Origin of the sequence: Afipia broomeae ATCC 49717, from assembly GCF_000314675.2 — a bacterium.
Classification (GTDB): domain Bacteria; phylum Pseudomonadota; class Alphaproteobacteria; order Rhizobiales; family Xanthobacteraceae; genus Afipia; species Afipia broomeae.
Genome location: NZ_KB375282.1, coordinates 1,284,988 through 1,306,444, shown reverse-complemented (window position 1 = coordinate 1,306,444; position 21,457 = coordinate 1,284,988). Strand labels below are relative to the sequence as shown.

15 protein-coding genes are annotated in these 21,457 nt (G+C 58.5%); 6 read left to right on the top strand and 9 right to left on the bottom strand.

The genetic code is table 11. The features are described 5' to 3' along the window. The 5 genes from HMPREF9695_RS05970 to abiEi all read right to left on the bottom strand — a co-directional run bounded on the left by HMPREF9695_RS05970 (position 1) and on the right by abiEi (position 5,974). Complete coding sequence (locus tag HMPREF9695_RS05970; protein ID WP_041711374.1) at positions 1–1,272, bottom strand: metallophosphoesterase family protein; 1,272 nt, start codon at positions 1,270–1,272, stop codon at positions 1–3. A 39-nt stretch (positions 1,273–1,311) separates the two neighbouring features. After that, entirely contained in the window at positions 1,312–3,681 is a 2,370-nt protein-coding gene (locus HMPREF9695_RS05965; protein ID WP_006019919.1) for an nSTAND3 domain-containing NTPase, read from the bottom strand. Between the two features lie 17 nt (positions 3,682–3,698). After that, a complete protein-coding gene (locus HMPREF9695_RS05960) occupies positions 3,699–4,445 on the bottom strand; it encodes a DCL family protein (protein WP_006019918.1) in 747 nt (248 codons plus the stop codon). Between the two features lie 79 nt (positions 4,446–4,524). Beyond that, complete coding sequence (locus tag HMPREF9695_RS05955; RefSeq protein WP_006019917.1) at positions 4,525–5,424, bottom strand: nucleotidyl transferase AbiEii/AbiGii toxin family protein; 900 nt, start codon at positions 5,422–5,424, stop codon at positions 4,525–4,527. Continuing rightward, positions 5,399–5,974 (bottom strand): type IV toxin-antitoxin system AbiEi family antitoxin, encoded by a 576-nt coding sequence (abiEi, locus tag HMPREF9695_RS05950; protein ID WP_006019916.1) that lies wholly within the window; start codon positions 5,972–5,974, stop codon positions 5,399–5,401. Before abiEi ends, HMPREF9695_RS05955 begins: the two co-directional genes overlap by 26 nt. A 301-nt stretch (positions 5,975–6,275) precedes the next feature. Between abiEi and HMPREF9695_RS05945 the strand changes: the two genes are divergently transcribed. The 4 genes from HMPREF9695_RS05945 (at position 6,276) to HMPREF9695_RS05930 (ending at position 13,385) form a co-directional block, all read left to right on the top strand. Further along, positions 6,276–9,737, top strand: coding sequence for an AAA domain-containing protein (locus tag HMPREF9695_RS05945; protein ID WP_245258718.1), 3,462 nt, complete (start codon positions 6,276–6,278; stop codon positions 9,735–9,737). After that, a complete protein-coding gene (locus HMPREF9695_RS05940) occupies positions 9,734–11,524 on the top strand; it encodes a phospholipase D-like domain-containing protein (RefSeq protein WP_006019914.1) in 1,791 nt (596 codons plus the stop codon). The genes HMPREF9695_RS05945 and HMPREF9695_RS05940 overlap by 4 nt, the downstream gene beginning before the upstream one ends. A 102-nt stretch (positions 11,525–11,626) precedes the next feature. Beyond that, positions 11,627–11,923: a VpaChn25_0724 family phage protein gene (locus HMPREF9695_RS05935; RefSeq protein WP_006019913.1), complete on the top strand. Its 297-nt coding sequence runs from the start codon at positions 11,627–11,629 to the stop codon at positions 11,921–11,923. A 55-nt stretch (positions 11,924–11,978) separates the two neighbouring features. Further along, positions 11,979–13,385 carry a competence protein CoiA family protein gene (locus tag HMPREF9695_RS05930; RefSeq protein ID WP_006019912.1) on the top strand — a complete coding sequence of 469 codons (1,407 nt, stop codon included), beginning with the start codon at positions 11,979–11,981 and terminating at the stop codon, positions 13,383–13,385. 76 nt (positions 13,386–13,461) lie between these two features. On the opposite strand, the gene HMPREF9695_RS05925 is transcribed toward HMPREF9695_RS05930, so the two are convergent. Both HMPREF9695_RS05925 and HMPREF9695_RS05920 read right to left on the bottom strand, forming a co-directional pair. Beyond that, on the bottom strand, positions 13,462–13,863 hold the full coding sequence (locus HMPREF9695_RS05925) for a GNAT family N-acetyltransferase (protein ID WP_006019911.1): 402 nt from the start codon (positions 13,861–13,863) through the stop codon (positions 13,462–13,464). A 36-nt stretch (positions 13,864–13,899) separates the two neighbouring features. After that, positions 13,900–14,535, bottom strand: a complete 636-nt coding sequence (locus HMPREF9695_RS05920) for an AbiV family abortive infection protein (protein ID WP_006019910.1) — start codon at positions 14,533–14,535, stop codon at positions 13,900–13,902. A gap of 441 nt (positions 14,536–14,976) precedes the next feature. Between HMPREF9695_RS05920 and HMPREF9695_RS05915 the strand changes: the two genes are divergently transcribed. After that, on the top strand, positions 14,977–15,195 hold the full coding sequence (locus HMPREF9695_RS05915) for an acyl-CoA carboxylase biotin carboxyl carrier protein subunit (RefSeq protein WP_006019909.1): 219 nt from the start codon (positions 14,977–14,979) through the stop codon (positions 15,193–15,195). 27 nt (positions 15,196–15,222) lie between these two features. Then, on the top strand, positions 15,223–16,785 hold the full coding sequence (locus tag HMPREF9695_RS05910; protein ID WP_006019908.1) for an acyl-CoA carboxylase subunit beta: 1,563 nt from the start codon (positions 15,223–15,225) through the stop codon (positions 16,783–16,785). A gap of 70 nt (positions 16,786–16,855) precedes the next feature. Here HMPREF9695_RS05910 and fdhF read toward each other — a convergent pair whose 3' ends face one another. Then, a complete protein-coding gene (fdhF, locus tag HMPREF9695_RS05905; protein WP_006019907.1) occupies positions 16,856–19,621 on the bottom strand; it encodes a formate dehydrogenase subunit alpha in 2,766 nt (921 codons plus the stop codon). Then, complete coding sequence (locus HMPREF9695_RS05900) at positions 19,618–21,327, bottom strand: NADH-ubiquinone oxidoreductase-F iron-sulfur binding region domain-containing protein (RefSeq protein WP_006019906.1); 1,710 nt, start codon at positions 21,325–21,327, stop codon at positions 19,618–19,620. Before HMPREF9695_RS05900 ends, fdhF begins: the two co-directional genes overlap by 4 nt. Between the last annotated feature and the right edge of the window lie 130 nt (positions 21,328–21,457).

Here is a 21,457-nt window from a genome sequence, read left to right as displayed (position 1 = left end):
CTATACACCCTCTTCGGATGCATGGAGCTTCGCAAGAATATCTTCAGCGCCCTCTCGCGCGAGAAGCGCGAGGCCGGTCTTGAAGGCTGTCTCGTCAGAGCCGAGGCTGTCGCGGCACTCCTGCGGAAGCTGCGCCCTCAATTCCTCGGCGATTGTCAAGATATCCGTCTGAAACGTCTCAGACTGAAGTACCTCCTCCTGGATGAGGCGTCGCAATTCGACGAGCGGGTCAGCAGGGGATTCGGCGTTCTCGCCGGGAGAATGGGTCGCCACTTCGAGTTTTTCGATCCAGCACGCACCGATGAGGGAACCACGATCATCCGCCTCGGCCTTAAGGAGATCGAGGTCGCGCCGGATGCGCCAGGATAATGGAGTGGCGCCGGTCACGCGCAGCCTGGCGACAAGGTGTTCAGAAACGACGGAATGACGCGTCTGCTCCAGCGCGCGCGTGACAGCAGCAATAAGATCGCGCCAGTCATCGAGGCCGGTAGCATCGACGGAGACGCGTTCGAATTGTGCGATACTCGTAGCGCGCTCTTCGATATGGATCGAACGATCATCCCGGATGGTGACAAGCGTCACCGACTTTGCACCGGATTCATTGATGTCGCGGCCTTGTGGCATGCCCGGCATTACGATTGCGCAGGCGCCTTCCACGATCGATCGCTTATGCACGTGGCCCAGGGCCCAATATTGAAAGCCGACGGCCCGCAGGTCAGCGAGACTGCATGGCGCATATGGATCGTGGCCGGGAGCTCCCGCGAGGCTCGTGTGCATGATACCGATGTTCACGGAGCCCGCGATAACAGGCTTGTACTTTGCGATCAGGCTTTCAGGAGCGTGCGGTTGAGCGAAACTCAGGCCATGGATTGCGACTGGAAAATGGCCTGCCTCCCGGTCGACGGCCACCGCTTCGGCGCGGCCACCGAACACCTTCACCGAGTCTGGAAAGATCAGCTCCTTGGTGATCCGTGAGAGCGCATCATGATTGCCGCGAATGATGAAGACGCGAATCCCGACCTGATGCAGTCGGCGGATCTGCTCGGCCAGGAAACGGGCCGTTTTCATCGACGTCTGGTCGCCATCATAAAGATCGCCTGCCAGCAACAGCGCATCGACACGCTCTTCCAGACACAGATCGACGATGCGCACGAAAGCCCGCCGCGTCGCGTTCCCGATCAGATCGGCAAGATCGGGGTTACGCAGGGCAAGCGAACGCAGCGGAGAGTCGAGATGGATATCCGCAGCATGGACGAAGCGGTAAGATGCGATATTCCCCTCCCCTCGTAACTAGATTGAGCTCCGGCCCACCTAGCGGTCAACATCATCAAAAATGGATCGTCTTGCCGGCGCTACAATCGCCACAGCTTTGACTTCTTGTTCACGGGCGACCGGAGACATATAGCTCCACTCGGCGGCGTGATCGGGTTTGTCTTCGGCTTCTTTGCGCTGCGTAATATCCTCGATTGCGCGCGCCATGACCCGCCGCGCTTCATCGATCAGCGTTTGCGTCGAAACATCCAATTCCTCAAATTCCCCCAATATATCGAGGCCTCGCGAATAGTTCTCGAAATGCGACTCGGGATCCTCATTGAGGTCCGCCTCCTCCGCAATGTTCACCATACGAGAAGGAGCCTCAACTAACGCCTCAGAGCGCAATTTGATACCTAGCACAATGACCTGTTGCGGCGGGATTAAACTTAGAATGTCATCATTTTCAAAGAACGACAAATCGAAATCACGTAGAGCCGCCTCTTTAAGACGCTCGGCCGTCCGATCCTGGTCGTATTCGTCCAACCGTCCCAGAAGACGGGCACGGGCGTGCGCAAGAATTTTTGGATCCTGCGATACGCGATAACTGTCCCATGATTCACGTCGAAGAATTTCATCGTCCGCCATCACAACGCGTTCAAAGACCTTGTCGCTGGCCCTGTCAGCGAGAAATCGAAACATTGTCCAGTTGGTCGACGTCTCATCAGGGATGCGAGATAACCGGGCGACCAGGACATCATCCAAGGTTGCCGGAATTGTCGGAGCATCTTGAATTGAACGCATGCCTTCGCAGACAAAGCTGCCCAGGATCGCTTCAATGCTCGCGCCGCGCAGAAGGGCTGCTATAAAATGCGGTCGTTCTCTTAGAATGCTCGTCAGCGCATCCGCGATTGTCGGATGGGCGAACGACCATAGCTCGGCGCCGTTGACGACGGCCGTTCGAAGAAATGATCCCTTGAGTTCAGCTAGGCTGTCACGGATACGCGGGGCCGGCACGCTGGTGAGTTCGCTCACCACGGATAAGGCAGACGCGTCGATCGTATTATGCGGCATTGCGCCCTGATGGACATAAACGAGAATGAGCGCTGCGCGAAGCGGATCGTCGAGAGCATTGATGGTGTCGATCAAGTGCTCCTTCGGCTCGCGCATGAATCGGAGGAGCTCGCTCTTTGTGACCGCAAGGCTTTTTGTAAAAGAAGGATCTCCGAGACGCTCGGCTATCCCCGGCAGAAACTCTAGAATGGCAGCGACTTCGTCGAGATGCGATTTGACGCTGCGTTTCCAGCTCTGTGTCTGAGAGCCGAAGTTGATGTGATTGTAGAGAATCTGTCCTTTCTCGGATGGGCTCAGATCGCCAACATCGACAATCGCGCGGCCATCAATGAACATCGGCAGATTGCGTTGTCCGAGCCGCCCCCTCGCTGCCTCGTAGATGTGCCGGCGAGACGTCAACAGAAAGCGATTTCCGTGGCTGATCGCGGCCTGGACTTTTCGGAACGTCGAGGCCCAATCCTGCACATATTCTTCGCGAACGACGTTGGAGCCGAAAGCGTCATCGATCCAGAAAAATCGGCCGGGATCATGGGGATTCCATCCGGCGTCAAAGTCGCGTGGGCTAGTCAGATTTAGCACCGTATGCCGCAAATCCTCGGATGCGATCGTGGATAATATCGCGCCAATCGCGGATTTTCCCGTCGAGGGATTTCCAAGCAGCAACACGACGCCGTGTTCCTTGAGGGCGTTGACGGCCTTTCGATGCGCTGCGGTCGGGACATAGACCTTCAATTTCGGGATCCAGTGGTCCAACAATGCACGTGTCTGCTGCAAAAGCCTCTGGTCCAGAATTGCAGAGAGATCGCCGAGCCCATAAACCTGCGGCACGAGGGCTCGCAGACGCGTGCTGCTTCGTATCGCTCGGACCAGATACTGCTTGCCAAGGACATGCGCCTTGCTCACGCCAAGAGCTCGAAGTTTTGCCCGGAGCTGCAATGCGACAGGCGCATCAACGCTCATGCTCGTCATGAAAATATAGGTATGAGCTTGCCCGGCAGCGACGAGTTCCTCGACGTGCTTTAGCTCGGGCGTCAAATCGCCGACTTTTAGGTGTTGCAAAGAATTCGAAGAGTGCTTGCATTGCACGCTACCAGTATACGTGGCTCCCCCGTCGGTTGACGGAACGAGAAATACCGCATCTTGACCACCGTCTTGCGCTTCTCGGAATATCTCCACGGGACGTTGAAGAACCTCCTCACACACTTGGGAGCAAAGATCCTGAAACGCTCTCCAGCCGATGCTGTGCAAAGCGAGATCGGTCCACGGTCCTTCGGCCCGTGCGGCTGCGCCCAAGCCTCCGGCACCGGGCGCCGGGCCGCTGGCAAAGATGCAGCTATTTTCCGCTATCGCCTTCATCTCAATGACTCTCCGCCCTACGGTTCAAGCCGCAATGGCCGTTTTATTTTTGGCTTCCGTTGCCCCGCCGACATGGCGAGGTTGCGTTCACGCGAGACGATCCGCAGAGTTGCGGCGCCTCGATGAAATTGCCGAAACGCCTCCGCCGCAGATGCGTCGATGAAGCTGGTCGTTATCTGAGCATCTGCCGGTGGCGAGAGAACTCCGACGGGAACACCATGCTGCCATCCGCGCACGGCACGAAAACTCACGACCAATTGCCCGAACGTCGGATAGGCATGATCCAAATGGGCATCGGCGAATGTGATCAACTCGTCCGACAGGTCGCACGGTACGCGGCCGGCGTCATCACCGTGGGTCTCGAAATGGCGCTTTTTCGCGGCGAGAAGGTCGGCCGCGACCGCCCCTCGGCAGGCATCGTAGAATTCTTGCGCGTTCGATTTCGGCTCGCCCTTCACGGCACTGATGTAGCTGAAATCGGTGTCGGTCCCGTCGGTCCTGTGGACCCAAAAGCCAGGCGTCGAATATCCCTCTCCGACGTTTCGGCGTCGGAAAAAGTGCTCGACACCGGATCCGATCTTTGCCGGGCTATCGGTGATGACGGCGTCGTAGCGCTCAAGGAGGGCAACCAGATCATCATGATCTGAGCGATCTTCCACGACCTGGTTGTCTGAATGGCGGGCAAGCATATCCTTGAAATGGGTTAACGCTGCTGTCTGCGACTTCCAGGACCGGCCGTTCGGCAAATTGATCGGCTTCGCCATCATTCCCCCTACCGTTTCTATTTTATCGCCTTCTCGAGTCCTGTGCAGCGTCAGCCAGCAGACGGGCTGTTCATGCCTCCTATACGACAGTCTTTCGAATAAGATCGGCGCTGTCCGCAAGCATCGTGTGCTGCAAATTCATTTGCGACATCTGCACGACTCGCGCCGATGGAAGGAAGCGTTTCATCTCGGCGTAAAACGCCATCGCTGTCGCGTCCTTTGCCAATTCGTCGAGACGGGCATTTGCCTTCACCGCAATATCGGGGGTGCCATAGTCTGCGAATTTCTTCAGAACCATCTCACGATCGGGCGTCGCGCCGAGCTTGTTGACGAGGAACCAGACGTCCCACACATCGCGGAACTTGAGAGCCGCCCTTGCGGTCAACGCGACCGCCTTGTCCGCAAGAATTTCATTCGGAGTCTCGGCATTGAGGATCACATCCTGAATCTGGACCAAACCCGGCGTTGCACTGACCGTCAGCGGCTTTGAGTCGTAGGACGGGACGTTGGCGAACTCGATCTTGATGCGCGATTTCGGCGTCTTGGGCGTCGGATTGACCGGCACTACAATCTGCCATGCGGCGACGTTGACGTTGCTTCCCTTAACGAGCTCCGGTTGCGCTGGGCGCTTCAGAGTGATCTGTGCAGCGTCGATGTCGAAGTCGCGCTGCAGAGTCCGCTTCGTGGTTTCGAGCGCCTTATCAACGAGAGCGTTGAATTCAACGTCTTTCAGATAGGCGCCAGCCTTGCCGCAAACGAAATCGAGGTCCTCACTGTAGCGCTCGCCGCCATAGCAAAGGCGCAGGGCAGTCCCGCCCTGAAAGATGACGTGCCGGAGGACGCCCGCTTCGGACAGCGCGGACAGGAGATGGAGATGGATGGCCTCCTTCATCAAATTCTGGTCCATCCCCGCTTCGATGCCGCGGCGTTGGATGAAGGCGTCGATCGCGCTCTTAAGCCCGCTCGCTTTGCTGCTCATCTAGGCTCTCTTCCTCCGAAATGGCGTCGGCAAGAATCTCTTCGTCAATAAGATCGAGGTTTCTGCCGACACGACGCAAGTCGCGAGCGGCGGTGCGGATCGTGGCTTCCAGCGTTCCGTCGTCCTGGGCAACAACATCCGTCCCGACCTCGATCTTACGATCTGTATGGGTAAATTCTACTGCGCCCCAAGGCGTCTCGAACCGCCCCGGCGATCCGGTCGTCATGCAGGTCAGCGCGGTCGTAATCTGCGAGATGGCTCCTGCCTCTGAAAGTTTGGATTCCAGACTGACATAGTTGATCTCGCGGGGTCGCAGGAAACGAAGGAGACCGCGCCGAGCGTCCGCCGGGCGCGACCGGGAATGGGGATTGACGTAAACGCCCCGGGCTGCGCGGATCAGCACCCCGTGGTCCGAGAGCCGCTTCATCATCAGCTTAAGGTAAGCTGGATCGACTCCGCCGAGCAGAGCCGAAAAGCTCGGGGGCGTGAAGGCCCAAACGCCAGCAACATCGGCCGCAGCCAGCTTCTCATCGAGATCTCGTCGCTTCATATCTATTACTCTAGATATCAAATTTGATAACTACAAGCCTATTTGTACCCCAAAATCGACCTTTGACCGGCTAGACGCGATCCTGCGGCCACGGCGCAGCCTGTCGGGTCGGATGGATCTTCCATTTGCGAACAAAACGAGAATATGAAAGGATTAACGACACCTAACCATTTCGATTCGGACCCCGCCCCCAATGGCGACTGGGAGGAACTACAAGCGCGCGAAACCCTCCCTGGAGGATCGTTTCGAATTCGTCGGCGATGCGGTTGCCCCTGGCGATCGTGAGGCGCTCCGGTCTGCCATGTTCGAGGTAGAAGATCGGCTCTCTGGCGTTGAGCGTTGCCTGAAGCTGTGGCGAAAAACAGGAACACCCGTCGATGAGGATCTTCGGCAGCTTTGGCTTCACGAAATGCGTCAAGTTCAGCGTGTCATGTCCTATGCTGGCGCACGCGATGTCATCGTCGATGTTCTGGAATTCGTCGAGGACGATAAAGATTTCGGTGTTGTTCTGGAGCGGGTCGGCCAACCGCTGAGCGAAAAACGCAAGCGGGTCTCACGCCAGCATTGGCTGCGAAATCTCAATGCTCCGCGCTCTAGAGTTTTGTTCTGGCGCAACATCGCGCGGCTGGTCGTCGCACTCGGCATCATTCACAAGCAGAGTCTCGTTCACGGTCGAATCAGCGCTGATGTCGTGATGACCGAAGGAACCGACGATCCGGATTTTCAGCTCGGCGGATTTGAATGGAGTCTCTGGCTCAGTTCTGACATGGCTGAGAAATCGCAGGCGAAGCTCGGGCCGGCTGCGGCGGTCAAACGGGCCGAGAGCTATTCTTTCGCCGACGACTGGCGCGCGGTCGGGCTGATGATCGCGGATTGCCTTGAGACGATCATTCAGAAAACCGGCGAAGTATACCCGAAGGCAGGATCACTGATCGTGCTTGATGTGCCAGAACGTGCCTTGTTGCGCCGCCTGGTCACACCCGCCCGAATGGATCATCTCGACGCAGATTCAATTGCCCGCTCGATTCATGACCTGATTGCGAGCGTATCGCGGGCATCGTCGGTGCGGGCCGGCACATTTATTTTGTTTTTCGACACTCAGTCAAAACTGGGCGATGCGATCTATACCCTGACATCAGGTGCGATCCCCGTTGATGAATATCGCCGGCAACTCGATTGGGTCCGCGCCGACCTCGATCACGGCGTCACCCTCCTCGTCCCTCGCGGGTTCGATCCGGCGATCAGCTGGTTGCGGCTCGTAACCGACACTATGGTTTATCGCCTGCGCGCTTTCCGCGACGAAGGTGCGCCTGTCTGGGATATCGCGGTTTGTCAGGCCGTTGATGTTCGACATGACGTGTTCAGTCTTGGAGACCATGACGAGCATACCATTGTTCAGCCCATCACCCTGGCCACGACGTCGCGGGCAGCGCAAGAGCTGCGGGGGCGACTCGGACCGGATATTCTGGATTGGGGCTCGTTTTCGACGCCGGTTCGCGAAGCTGGACCGGACAGCGAGAGCGTCGCGATCCGGCGAGCGCTGCTTTTGGTCCAGATTATTGAAGCGGTCACCAAGGCGCTGGATGTCTATCCTGTCGAAGTCATGGAGACCGGACGGCGTGAGGGCCGCAGATTTGCGATTGTGCGAGCGGAGCCCGACAGCGACCGCGACAAGATCGCTAAACGGATCGGCCTTTCTGAAAGCGCCGCGGCGCTGAAACGACTATTTGAAGACGAGCATCGCGATGCCGACGCAAAATGGCAGTTTAGTCAGGCGGCAAGCCTGGGCGCCTCGAGAAGCGGAGATGTCACCGCGAGCTTCGCCGACGTCGTCGATCATCGGGGACGACGTGGCTATCAGTTTGAAATCGACGAAGAGCTGCCGAACGAAGGCCGCCTCTTCCTCCGGACGGAGCGCGACACCGGCACCGAACAAGTGATTGGTCGTCGGTTGCGGAACATCAAGGCACTCGATACCCGCATTGATCTTACCGAAATGCTGGCTGATCCGTGGCGCGTAAGACGCGCGAGCCGCGAAGCGCTGACGGAGGCCGAACAAAAGGACGAACATTTCCTCGATTTGGACAAGCCGAAGCGAGAGGCGCTGATCGGCTCGTGGTCTACGCTGCCATCGTTCTTCGTCGTCGGTCCACCCGGCGTTGGCAAGACCAAACTCGCGACCGAAGTCATTCGGCGCCGGTTTGCCGCCGACGGCGCAACACGGATGCTGGTAAGCGCGCAGGGTCACGATGCACTGGACAATCTTCAGGAAAAGATCAAGGAAACTCTCGCCAAGGCCAAACTTGATGATGTGCTCGTTATTCGTTCGACCACCCCCGAAAAACGGACGACCACTGACGAGGAGGTGCATCGGGCCGGATTAGAATATCTCGAATGCATCGCGGACAGCCGGATTATGGGCGATCTGCCGTTGTCGATCCGAACCCGCGTCACGGCCTTAAAGCAGGCGGCAAGCCGTCTGGAGCAAGCCAAAGACACGGTCGATCGCCAAGAACGCTCCGGCCTCGGCGCTGTCTCGCACTTGGTGCTCGATGCTGCGAATGTCGTGATATCGACTGCAAATTCGCCGGATATTGAGCGCCTCGTTGAAGCACGCGAGCAGTTCGATTGGGTGATCGTCGAGGAGGCTGCCAAAGCGACCGGTCCGGAATTGATCGGACCGCTGATGCTGTCGGGTCGCCGCCTCTTGATCGGCGATCATTACCAGCTTCCGCCATTCGATGCGGAACGCCTTGTGAAAATTCTCAGAGACCACAGTCTTGTGGTCGAGGCCCTCGGGCTTGCCGAACAGCTTGTGGGGCCTCTGATGCGGGAAGGGGAACTCGATGAACTCGATCCTCTGAAATCTGATCCGATTGCACTTCGCGACATCGCCGGAATGGCGCTACGCGTGCTCGAGCCGTTCCGAACCGCCGTCGAGGAGGATGAACGGCGGGCGGCTGCCAACCCAAATCATTCCACGCTCGCCGCGACGTTGACCGAACAGCGCCGGATGGACCCTGCCATTGCCGAAATCGTCTCGAAGGCATTTTACGGCGGGCGGCTGGAAACGGAATCTGGCCGAAAAATTGCGGCTGAGACAGAAGAACCGCCCATCAAACATCTCGGCGCGTTGCCGAAATCGCCGGTCGTTGTCGTTGACTTTCCGCACGTCAGTTCGACCAGTCATGGCTCAGGCGCCGAGCGCGGGCGACCGCGATGGCACAATCCGGCGGAAGTGTCGGCCGTCATGGATGTCCTCAGACGGTTGCGGCCTCGAGCAGGCGCGAAAAAGCCCAGCCTTGCCATTCTGTCACCGTATAAGGCGCAAGTGGATAAGCTCCACGACGGGCTTGCCTCGCTGCGGACGGGAGACCTCTCCCATCTCGACGGGTTTTCGCCGGTGCGAAGCAATAGTGCCTTCGTCGGTACCGTTGATTCATTTCAAGGCAGCGAAGCCGACGTTGTTATTTTATCTCTTGTCCGAAATAGCGGGCGGACCGGCGCGGGGGCGCTTGGGTTTTTGCGAGACCGCCGCCGGATGAATGTGGCGCTGAGCCGCGCAAAGAGCCAATTGATTATCGTTGGCAGCCTGGGTTTCTTGCGCGAGGCGGTTCGCGGGGTCAATCCGGATGCAGAGGACCATGACCTCTCCTTTCTGACCGTCATCGTCGAAGCGATCGAAAATCTCGCCACTCGCAAGCGCGGCGATTTACCGCTCGCGAGCGTCATTGCGCCTTCAGTCTTGAAGGATCGCTTATGACGGTGGTGATCGCTGTTCCTGTATTTCGAGTTGGATGCAAGGTCGGTATCGACCGTGGCCGCGCGTGGAGTGTGGTGGAAGAAGTGGTCTTGTGGGCGATCACACGACAATCGAAAACGGTTGCGGACCTTTCGCTCGAAACCGATCTTCCACGCCAGTTGATTGTCGCATCGATTGCTCGTCTAATGCGCTTTCGCCTCGTTGAGGTGACCCCCAAAGACGGCGGCGTCGCATTTCGTGCGAGCGACTACGGTTTCAAAGCGGTCAGCGGCGGACATCCCCTCCCTTACTTTCCGAAGCGGGTGGCGAGACGCGTAAGCTTCGTCATCGAATGGGCCACGGGCGACTTCTTTCCGACGCGGCAAGTACCTCGTTTATTATCGGCGTTCCGGCTAGATCAAGAGCGGCAGACAGGGACTGAAGTCCGGACGGTCTCCGTCGAGGGCGGCGGTCCATCGATGTCTCACCAAGCCAACTTGAACCGCCTCTCCGAGATCGCAGCGCGTGGGTGGGACGAGCAGGTAGCTCTGGTCGACGGCAGAACGGCGACGCTACGCGATGACGAGTTCATGGTCCTGCGCGTGATCGACGGCGAGGCTCAGGGGCTTCCTCAGTCGGCCGGCCCTGCCCTGCGCAAGCTTGTCACTGCGGCCGCTGTATTGCCGCCCGGCACAACGCTCGTCCCAGTTATTTACAGCGGCCCCCGTGAAGTTCTCGACAGTGAACCGGTAGGCCACGCGTGCGACTTCGACGCAAAGGATATCATCATCGGCGGCACGGCGCATCGAGACAGTCTTGAGGCCATGCTAGGTCAAGCTCATCGGCGCATGATTATTCATTCGACATTTTTGGATGCGAAGCGATTTCAACTTCTCGCCGATCCGATCAGGGCGGCTTGCATACGGGGTGTACAGTTCGACCTACTTTGGGGCGCTGAGAAGGACGACGAAACAGAGAAGAAAAACTCGACTGCAGCATCAGATATCGCGAAGCTCGTGCGAGAAGACCCCACCATGAAGGGCCGATTTCGAGTGCGGATGAAGTCGACCGGCTCGCATGCGAAGGTCGTTTTGTACGACACAGCCGAAGATGGATGGATTGCAGCAGTCGGTTCTTGCAATTGGCTGTCGTCGCCGTTTCAATCCGTCGAGCTGTCGGTCATCCTTCGCGATCAATGTGTCGTCGCCGACCTTACGTTTTCGATCCAGCGGCTGGTCGGGCGTCGGGGCCTGGCAGATGATATGGCGACCGAAATGGCCGTCACCACCCGCGATCTTCGAAGGCACCCGAGCTCGCAAGGCTCGGCCAAGGTCGCCATCGTCATCGGCGAAACTCACGATCAACTGATCAGAACCGCAAGTGCGGCCTCCCGTCGTTTCTTAGTGGGAAGCCACAGGCTTGGTTCGACCGCGCGTCCGGGCGCGATCATGCAAGGTGAAGCCGCGGCCGGCCGGAAGGGCGTTAAAGCAATCGTCCTTTATACTCAACCGAGTGGGCCGCTGAAAAATCGGCATACCCGGGCGCTCGAAGAGGAAGCAGACGGAAACGGGTTGATCCTGCGCAGGACCCGCAAACCCCCGCTCCACGGAAAATTCGCGACTTGGGATAGCGATGACGTCGTCATCACTAGCCTCAACTGGGCTTCAGCAGCCACCGACCCTGATTTCCCTTGGGGGGATATCGGCGTTCATATCAATTCCCCGGGGATCGCCAATGAATTGGTAGCGCGTCTTGAGGCAATTCTTCCCGAACTGCGTGAGCTAGAGAGTCCAGAGAACGTGGCCTAGCGCTTCGTTCATTCACACACATGCGGTGCGTTTCCCGAACGCGGCCCTCTGAAAGCGGCGATGCGAGAAATGCACTGTTACGGACCTAATGAGGTTGAGACGATGGAGCAACACAAGTCCGACCATCGTGCTTTGGCGTTATTGCGCCTTCTCGATCGACAGCCTGGAAATGTATCGAATGAATGCATCATAAATCTCCTGTTTGAGAAGATCGGCCTCACCTGTTCGCGACAGGAAGTGCAAGATTGTCTCGAACGCATCGAAAAGCTTGGATTGATCCGAACCTTGAAGGTCGATGATCTTGTCGTTGTCAATCTTCTCGCAAAAGGTGAGGAGGTCGCCAAGGGCCGTGTGATGATTGAGGGGGTTCTAAGACCGGGGGTGGATTGCCCTTACTAAATGGCGGATTGGCAAATGAACGCGCATCAGCCAAGTCGGAGAGGAGCCTGGAGAATTGGCGCATTTGCTCAAACGATCTCAGAAACCACGCCGCATTATTGAAGCGGCAATCTTTGACAGGCAGATCGGCCCCGTCACGGCCACGGAGCTGCTGGCTATGCCGGAGGATGGCTGGGGCATTCTTCGTGATCGCCTGACTGATTATGCCCGAGAAAAAGACGCTGGCTTGCTCGCACGATGTCTGATGTGTGAAAGTCGTGTATTCATTCAAAGCCGCACGCTTCGCGGCAACCGGCTTCCTTACTTCGCACATTTCAAGGGCGGAGATCCCAGTTGTCCGTGGCATCATGGGGCAACGATGAAGCCGGACGATGCGCGCGCCGCGCAGTACCAGGGACGACAAGAATCCGCAGCGCACAGACTTCTCTGTGAACAGATTGACCAGCTTGCACGCGGCGACCCACGCTACCAACACAGCAGCGTCGCAACATATCTTCCCCCGACCGAAAATTCGTTTGGCCGATATCCGGACGTATATGTTGAATGGAGCAATTTCTCGCCCTTCGCGGTTGAAGTTCAACTGTCGAACACGTTCCAGACCGAGGTGTCAGCGCGGTGCATCCACTATCAGCGTGAAGGTATCCCGCTCGTGTGGGTCTTGTACGGCGTAGATCCCGCGGGCTTGGACGTGCCGCAGAGCTTTCGCGACGTCATCCGCCGGCATCGCGGCAATGCTTTCATTCTCGACAAGCAAGCAATCGACGCGTCAAAGACGGAAAAAACGGTGGTCTTGAAATGCTATCTTAAGAACAAGGATGGCTCATTCGACTCCCCAGTCCTGACGCGGGTTGATAAGCTTACATTCCCGGACCGCGGCCTTCCCTACCTTGAAGACAGAATCATCGGGCCGCTTCGCGATCAAATCAATGACGTGCGAAAGCCGTGGTTCAAGGTTCTCGACCCGCTCCGCGAAGGCTGGGATTGGCGGGTCCTAGAGATGCCGCACGTTATGGAGGCACTTGATAGCTTGAGGCAGACGTTCCCCATTCTGTCGCATTGGGAGAGTGACAAACGAGATCAAGATTTCACCGTTCTTCGTCTTGTGGCTTCCGTATTCTCTATTCTATCGACGGCCAACGGTCATGAGAGGAATTATGCGACGAGGCATCCCAACGTTCGGGCTATGCTGAACACGCTACTTCATATTCCGTCGGGGCTTCAACGGTACGCGCTTCTCATTGAGACGCTTCTACAGCACACGGTCCTGCGCGATTTGCTCGCTGGCACGGTCGGACAACACATCGAGCGGGCAAAGGCTCAGATGGAAGGCAATCTTTCTCTATCCGATGACCCGGAATGGGAGATCATGCGCCTTCTCGTTCCCGAAGTATTCGACCCGCTGGTCAGAGAGGAACTAATCTATCTGACGGCTCTTCCCGCCTGGGCCTCGCCTAGCGCCTGACGCACTATTCAGCCTGCGGCCGCTGATCTCTTGAAATCCTGTGCCGTGTCGTCTTCGACCAATAGGTTAGACACTCTCACACAACAAGCTTCTCCAACTCGGTTGGACAATCAGGTCGCGGAACGTAGCCGTGGCTCCTATACCACGCAATCAGTTTGCTCTCCGGATACTCAGAATTCAGTGGCGATGGGAACAGCGCGACGCTTTCGTATCCAAGGCTCTTGGCAAGGCTCTCCACCTCCCCGAGCAATCGCGAGCCAATCCCCCGCCGCCGAAGTTCACTTGGTACAAAAATCTCATACAGAACGAGATAGTCGGTTTCCGGAATCAGATCGAGCGCGAGGAACGCCACTTCTGATCCACTTTCCCTAACGGCGAACTGCTTCGTGTAGCGCGCCTTGGGACTCTCCAACACGCGAGCACGAACCTGAGCATTCTGACAATTTTCGCCAGCACCAATCTCATGCAGTTCGATCATGATCAGTGTTGCCGCTATACTTGGCGAGGCCACGTTTTATCTATCCTCCGACATGCTAGCGATCCGATCAAAGAGCATGTCGATCCGGCCACGTTCCGCCATCGTGTGGCTTGAATAGCCGACGAGGCTATCATCCAGCGTCTCAATCGCGAGCAACAACAGCTCCCGGGCGCGCGCCCTTGTTACCGCCCCACGGGGCGTTACAAAGCGGCCGTTCAAACGTGCACAATAGAGCGACGCCTCCCGTGTCGTCGTGAAACCGTCGGTCTGGGCCTCATTCTCCAGCCGAACGCAAGCATCTTTGCCGAGTACGGTCGTCAGTCGGTCGCCCATGAACACCGTCGGCAATACGCCCATTTGGTGCTTCTTCTTGTGGTCGCGCAGTGGATCGCGGCCCTTGCGTTTTGCCACGTCCCCACCCTTGCGGAATAGCCCGACGTGGGCCTTCGCGGTCTCTTCTATAGCGGTAATTGCGAGAAAAGCTGACGTGTTGAAAGACGAACGCTCGAACAGCACCGCCGCATCGTCGAGCAGCGCAACGATATGATAAAAAGCGGAGTTGAAATCAACGACGGTCGCCTCGCCATAAAGCGCGCCGCCAAACGTTACCGCGGACTCCATCACCGCAATGCCGGTCGGTCCAAATTTTCCTTCCTGACCTTCATCGATCACTGGTTCGCTCTTTCTATCAACGGCAAAGCGCCACACCGGTAATCGGCGTCATTCGACGACTGTCACGTGCAATTTCGTGAGAACGAAAAGGAAAGAATAGTAGAACCTTCGTGCACAGGATTTGCACACGACCACCATCTAACTATTTGATTTCAAAGAACTCTCTACCCAATCCATCATCGGCGCCACGGAAAATCGGATACTGCTGTCAATCACGCTTCAGCCTCGGTCACCGGCTATCTATGCCGATTTGATCGGTCATTTCATAGCACCGGTTGCAAGCTATACCAGCCGCAAACGCGTAAATATCCGATGCTCTTCACCGCGCAGGGCTGCTTCGCAGGCAGACCGCTTGACAGGTTCCTTTCTGGAACTAACCTGAAACACCATAGCCCACGGGGTTTTCGGGGCCGCAACAAAACACGTGATGGATGTCAGTACATGGCCGACAAGACAATAACCGCGGAACTGGCGGGGCGGGTCATCTCCTTTCCCGAGATCGGCACCGAGGTGAGCGCGGGTGACGATCTTATGCTGATCGAATCCATGAAGATGGAAATTCCGGTTGCCTCGCCTGCAAGGGGCAAGATCAAAACCATTCTCGTCCAGATCGACGACATGGTCGATGAAGGCCAATCGCTCATGGTTCTTGAGATCTGAGCCACAACCGCGTCCGGGAGAAACACAATGCGTTCGACAGCGTGGCAGGACAAAACCGATGAAATCGACGAGCGGCGCAAGCTGGCGCTTCAGCAAGGCGGCGAGATCGCAGTCCGGAAGCAGCACGACAAAGGCCGCCTCACCATCCGCGAGCGGATCGAGCGTGTCCTCGACACGGACAGCCTGAAAGAGGTCGGTCCGATAGCAGGATCAGGCGAACGCGCGGAAGACGGCACGCTGTCTTTCACGCCAGCCAATTTCGTGCTTGGCATCGGCAAGATTGCCGGACGTCACTGTGTGGTGGCTGGCGAGGATTTCACCATGGGCGCGGGATCGCCCAACGCCGCCGGCCTGCGCAAGAGCATCTACACCGAAGACCTCGCGCTGCAGTACCGGATTCCGCTGGTGCGTTTTCACGAAGGCTCGGGTGCGAGCATCACCGGCAGCGGGGGCAAGAAAGTTCAAACCCTCCCCGGCGCTGTCTACGAACGCAGCCGTTTCGAATCCATCGCGCGATGCCTGGGAACAGTGCCGGTCGCCAGCGCTGCTGTTGGGGCAGTCGCCGGATTTCCAGCCGGACGCCTTGCGGCGTCGCATTACACCGTGATGACGAAAACGACCTCGCAAATTCTGACCGGCGGCCCGGCGCTGGTTGAGCGCGCCCTCGGCGTCAAGCTGACCAAGGAAGAACTCGGCGGTGCGCAGGTCCACGAAAAGAGCGGTCTCGTCGATGACGTGGTGGAAGACGAAAACGCAGCCTTCGATGCCATCAAAAAGTTTCTGTCCTATATGCCGCAGAACGTATGGGAGTTAACGCCACGCGGAGCCAATGATGATCCGGTCACGCGCGAAGCTCCTGAACTGGCCGATATCATCCCGGCCAACCGCAAGCGCATCTACAACATGCGGCATGTGGTGGAAGCGATCGTCGATCGCGGCTCTTTCTTTGAAATGGGAAAGAAATACGGACCGGGGCAGATTACGGGGTTCGCGCGCCTGTCAGGCTATGCGGTGGGCATCTTTGCGAGCGATCCAAAACACAACGCCGGATCGCTCACCGCGGCAGGCGCGCAGAAACTGAGACGCTTTGTCGATCTGTGCCAGACCTTCCACCTTCCGATCGTCACCTTTGTCGATGAACCTGGCTTCATGATCGGCCCCGATGCAGAGCGCGACGCCACCATCCGGCACGGCGCTTCGGCGCTGATCTCGGTCGCACTCTCCACCGTTCCCTGGATGGCTGTGCTGGTGCGCAAAAGCATGGGCCTTGCCAACTACGCCCATATGCCGTCGGGCTGTCATGTGCTGGCGTGGCCTTCGGCCGAAAGCGGCGCGTTGCCCGTCGAAGGCGGTGTCGCTCTGGCGTTTAGGCACGAAATTGCGGCGGCGGCCGATCCCGCGGCGAAACGGCTCGAACTCGAAGACCAGTTCGCCGCGTTGCAATCACCCTTCCGCAAAGCCGAAGCTTTCTCGGTTCACGACCTTATCCATCCGCGCGAAACCCGCTCTCGGCTGTGCGACTGGATCGAACTGGTACAGCCCGGCCTGGCACATCAGCTCGGGCCTCCGCAGTTCTCATTCAGACCGTAGCCAATGCCGGCGCCAGGGATGGCGCCCGCTCGGGGAAGACCTGTCGCTTCCCGTGCGTGCCGTCGGAGTTTCACTCGGCGGCGGTGCGCACCTCTGCACGTTCCGCTCGCGCGGCGCAGAATTTGAACTCCGGAATTTTACCGAACGGATCGAGCGCGGGATTGGTCAGAAGATTCGCCGCTGCCTCGGCGTAGCAGAACGGCATGAACACCATATTCTCCGGCACGTCGCGGTCGGAACGAACCTTGACTTCAATGGCGCCGCGGCGCGTTTCCAGCTTGATGAAATCTCCCGGCCACACGTTCAGCCGCCGCATGTCCTTTGGCGACATGAAGGCGACAGCTTCCGGTTCGATGCTGTCGAGCACGCCGGACCTGCGTGTCATCGACCCGGTGTGCCAGTGTTCGAGCACGCGGCCGGTCGAGAGCACCATCGGATACTCTTCGTCTGGTATTTCGTCCGGTGCGGTGACGCGCGCCGGCACGATCTTGCCGCGGCCACTCTCGGTCGGGAAACCGGTGGTAAAGATGATCTCGTTGCCGGGCTTGAAAGGATCGTCGACCGGATAGGTCACCGCGCCTTCGCGCTCCAGGCGCTCCCAGGTGATGTTCTTCAGCGACGGCATCAACTGCGTCATCTCGTGGAATACATCGGCAGGACCGCTGTAATTCCAGTCCAGCCCCATCCGCTTTGCGATCTCCTGAATGATCCACAAATCCTGACGCGCATCGCCGGGCGGCTTGACCACCTGCCGCGCGATCTGCACGCGGCGGTCCGTATTGGTGAACGAGCCGACCTTCTCGGCAAACGCCGAGGCCGGCAAGATAACGTCGGCATGAAACGCGGTCTCAGTCACGAACAGGTCTTGCACGACCAAGTGGTCGAGCATGGCCAGCGCCTGACGCGCGTGCTGCAAATCCGGATCCGACATCGCGGGATTTTCACCCTCGATATACATGCCGGTAATGTCACCGGCATGGATCGCATCCATGATTTCAACCACGGTCAACCCGCGCACTGGATCGATCTCGTGCCGCCACAGATGTTCGAACGGATCGCGCAGATCGGTACGCCCGACCGGCTGATAGTCCGGCAGGAACATTGGAATCAAACCCGCGTCCGAGGCACCCTGCACATTGTTCTGTCCGCGCAGTGGGTGAAGGCCCGTACCGGGACGGCCGACCTGCCCCGTGATCAATGCCAGAGCAATCAGGCAACGCGCATTATCGGTACCATGGACATGCTGGCTGATGCCCATGCCCCAGAAAATGATCGACGACTTCGCCGTCGCGTACATGCGGGCGACTTCGCGCAGCGTTTCAGCGGGAACGCCGCAGATCGGCTCCATCTTCTCCGGCGGGAATTCCTTGATCTTCTCCTTGAGGTCGTCGAATCCCTCGGTGTAGCCAGCGATGTACTGGTCGTCGGTCAGACCTTCGGTGATGATCGTGTGCAGCATCGCATTAAGCATCGCGACATCGCTGCCCGGCTTGAATTGCAGATGCATTGTGGCGTGGCGTGACAGCGTTTGCCGGCGCGGATCCATCACGATCAGCTTGGCGCCCTTCTTCGCTGCGTTCTTGATGAAGGTCGCAGCAACCGGATGATTGACCGTCGGATTAGCGCCGATCACGATGATGACTTCGGCATCCGCCGCTGCCGCGAACGGCGCCGACACCGCGCCCGAGTTCAAGCCTTCCATCAGCGCTGCGACTGACGAGGCATGGCACAGCCGCGTGCAATGATCGACGTTGTTCGAACCGAATCCGGTGCGCACCAGCTTCTGGAACAGATAGGCTTCCTCGTTGGAGCCTTTGGCTGACCCGAAGCCGGCAAGCGCCTTGACGCCCTTCTCGTCGCGGATCTTCACCAGACCCTGTGCAGCGATATCGAGCGCCTCTTCCCAACTCGCTTCGCGAAAATGCGTAAACGGATTGGCGGGATCGACCTGATCGGTCGAACTCTTCTTGGCATTCGGCAGCCGCACCAGCGGCTTGGTGATGCGGTGCGGATGATGAATGTAGTCGAAGCCGAAGCGGCCCTTGACGCAAAGCCGGTTGTGGTTGGCTGGACCATCGCGGCCCTCGGCATAGACAATCTTCTCGTCCTTCACCTCATAGGTGACCTGACAGCCAACGCCGCAGAACGGACAGAGGGAATCGACTTGCTTGTCCGGATAAACTGTCCGTGTCTGGTTGGCGTCGAGATACGCCGAGGGCATCAGCGCGCCTGTGGGACAGGCCTGAACGCATTCGCCGCAGGCGACGCAGGTGGATTCGCCCATCGGATCGTCAAAGTCGAACACGATCTTGGCGTCATGGTTGCGGTAGGCCATGCCGATCACGTCGTTGACCTGAACCTCGCGGCAGGCGCGAACGCAAAGTCCGCACTGAATGCACGCATCCAGATTGACGCTCATCGCAGGATGGCTTGTATCGCTCGACCAACGATCGTTTGCCGGAAAGCGGCTTTCAGTGACGTTGACCTTGTCGGCCCAGCTCCAGAACTTGGAGTCGGGATCGTGCGATGTCTCGCGCGCCGGCTGGTCGGCGACCAGAAGCTCCATCACCATCTTGCGGGCGGAGACGGCGCGCGCGCTCGCGGACTTTACCTTCATGCCGACGTTGGGCATGCGCTTGCAGGAGGCAGCCAGCACGCGCTCGCCCTCGATCTCCACCATGCAGGCGCGACAGTTGCCGTCGGCGCGGTAATCCGGCTCCGGCGAATAGCAAAGATGCGGAATCTCGGTACCTTCGCGCTTGGCCACCTGCCAGATAGACTCGCCCGGCTGGGCCTCGACCATTTTCCCGTCGAGCTCGAATTGAATCTTGGTCATTCTGCGGCTTCCTTGGGCGCGAATTCCTCGGGAAAATATTTGATGACGGTGGTCAGCGGATTCGAAGCCGCCTGCCCCAGGCCGCAAATCGATGCATCGCGCATCGCCTGACTCAATTCATCGAGCAGGTCACGGTTCCACACCTTCTGTTCCATCAGCGTCGCGGCCTTTTGCGTGCCGACGCGGCATGGCGTGCACTGGCCGCAACTCTCGTCCTCGAAGAACCGCATCAGGTTCAGCGCAGCGTCCTTGACCTGATCCTTGTCCGACAGGATGACCACAGCCGCCGAGCCGATGAAGCAGCCGTACTTTTCCAGCGTTCCAAAATCGAGCGGGATGTTATCCATCGACGCCGGCAGAATGCCGCCCGACGCTCCCCCCGGCAGATAGGCGTGAAAGTTATGGCCATCGGCCATACCGCCACAGAATTCATCGATCAGTTCACGCACCGTCACGCCCGCAGGCGCAAGCTTCATGCCGGGATTTTTCACCCGGCCCGAGACGGAATAGCTGCGCAGGCCCTGACGTTCGTTACGGCCCTGCGACTTCCACCAGTCCGCGCCCTTCTCAACGATGTCACGCACCCACCACAGCGTCTCGATGTTGTTGATCAGGGTCGGCAAACCGAACAGACCAACCTGGAACGGATACGGCGGCTTGTGGCGTGGCAATCCTCGCTTGCCTTCGATGCTCTCCAGCAGCGCGGATTCTTCGCCGCAGATATACGCGCCGGCTCCCCGGCGCAGATGCAGCTTGGGACCACCCGGCGGCAGTTTTTCAATTTCGCGCTCGATGATTTCGCGTGAGGCCGGATACTCGTCGCGCAGGTAGATGTAGACATCGGGCGCCTCGACGACATACGCACCGATCAGCATGCCTTCAATAAAGCGATGAGGGTCGGTTTCGAGGTAGTAGCGATCCTTGAACGTCCCCGGCTCGCCTTCGTCGCCGTTGATTGCCATCAGCCGCGGACCCGGTTCTCCCAACACCGCGCGCCATTTGCGCCCGGTCGGAAAGCCCGCTCCGCCAAGCCCGCGCAGCGAGGCGTCATCGAGCGCCTTCAGCAAATCTTCTTTCGTCATCGCGCCGGAGCGCAGCTTGTTCAGAAGTGCGTAGCCGCCCTTGGCGACATAGGCGTCGTAATCGACGTACTTCGGCAGATGCGCATGGGTGTCGCCGGCTTTCGCCGCAGCCAGCACACTCTCGACGCTCGCATGGTCGACAAAGTGATGTCCCACTTCGGCGGCCGGGGCGGTGTCGCAGCGGCCGACGCACGGCGCACGCACGACGCGCACGCCGGGACCCGCACCCTTCTTCAATTCGCCCAGCAGCGTCTCCGCGCCCATCATCGCGCAAGTAAGAGAATCGCAGACCCGGATCGTCAGCGGCGGAAGATCGGGCTGGCCTTCTTTGACGACGTCGAAGTGGGCGTAGAAGGTCGCGGTCTCGAACACCTCCGAGAAAGCCAGCTTCATCTCATCCGCGAGAGCGGCAAGATGCGCTGCGGAAATCTGATGGTACTTGTCCTGAATGAGATGGAGGTGCTCGATCAGGAGATCGCGCCGCCTCGGCCGGTCCCCCAGCAAAAGCTCGATTTCGTGCGCCGCGGTCGGGTCGATCTGGCGGCCCTTCGGGGTCGCCTTGGCCCGCCGCCTGCCCTCGCCAGGATGATCGAATGGCTGAACTTTCAGGACGTTATGGCTCATTCGAATATCTCATTTCCGGTGTTTCGAGCACGAACGATAGCTTCTGGCATTCAGTATGCCAAGAATTATTCTATTCGAGCACCAGATAGTTCCATTCAGGAATCGTATCGCGGGCTATAGCCGCCGATCG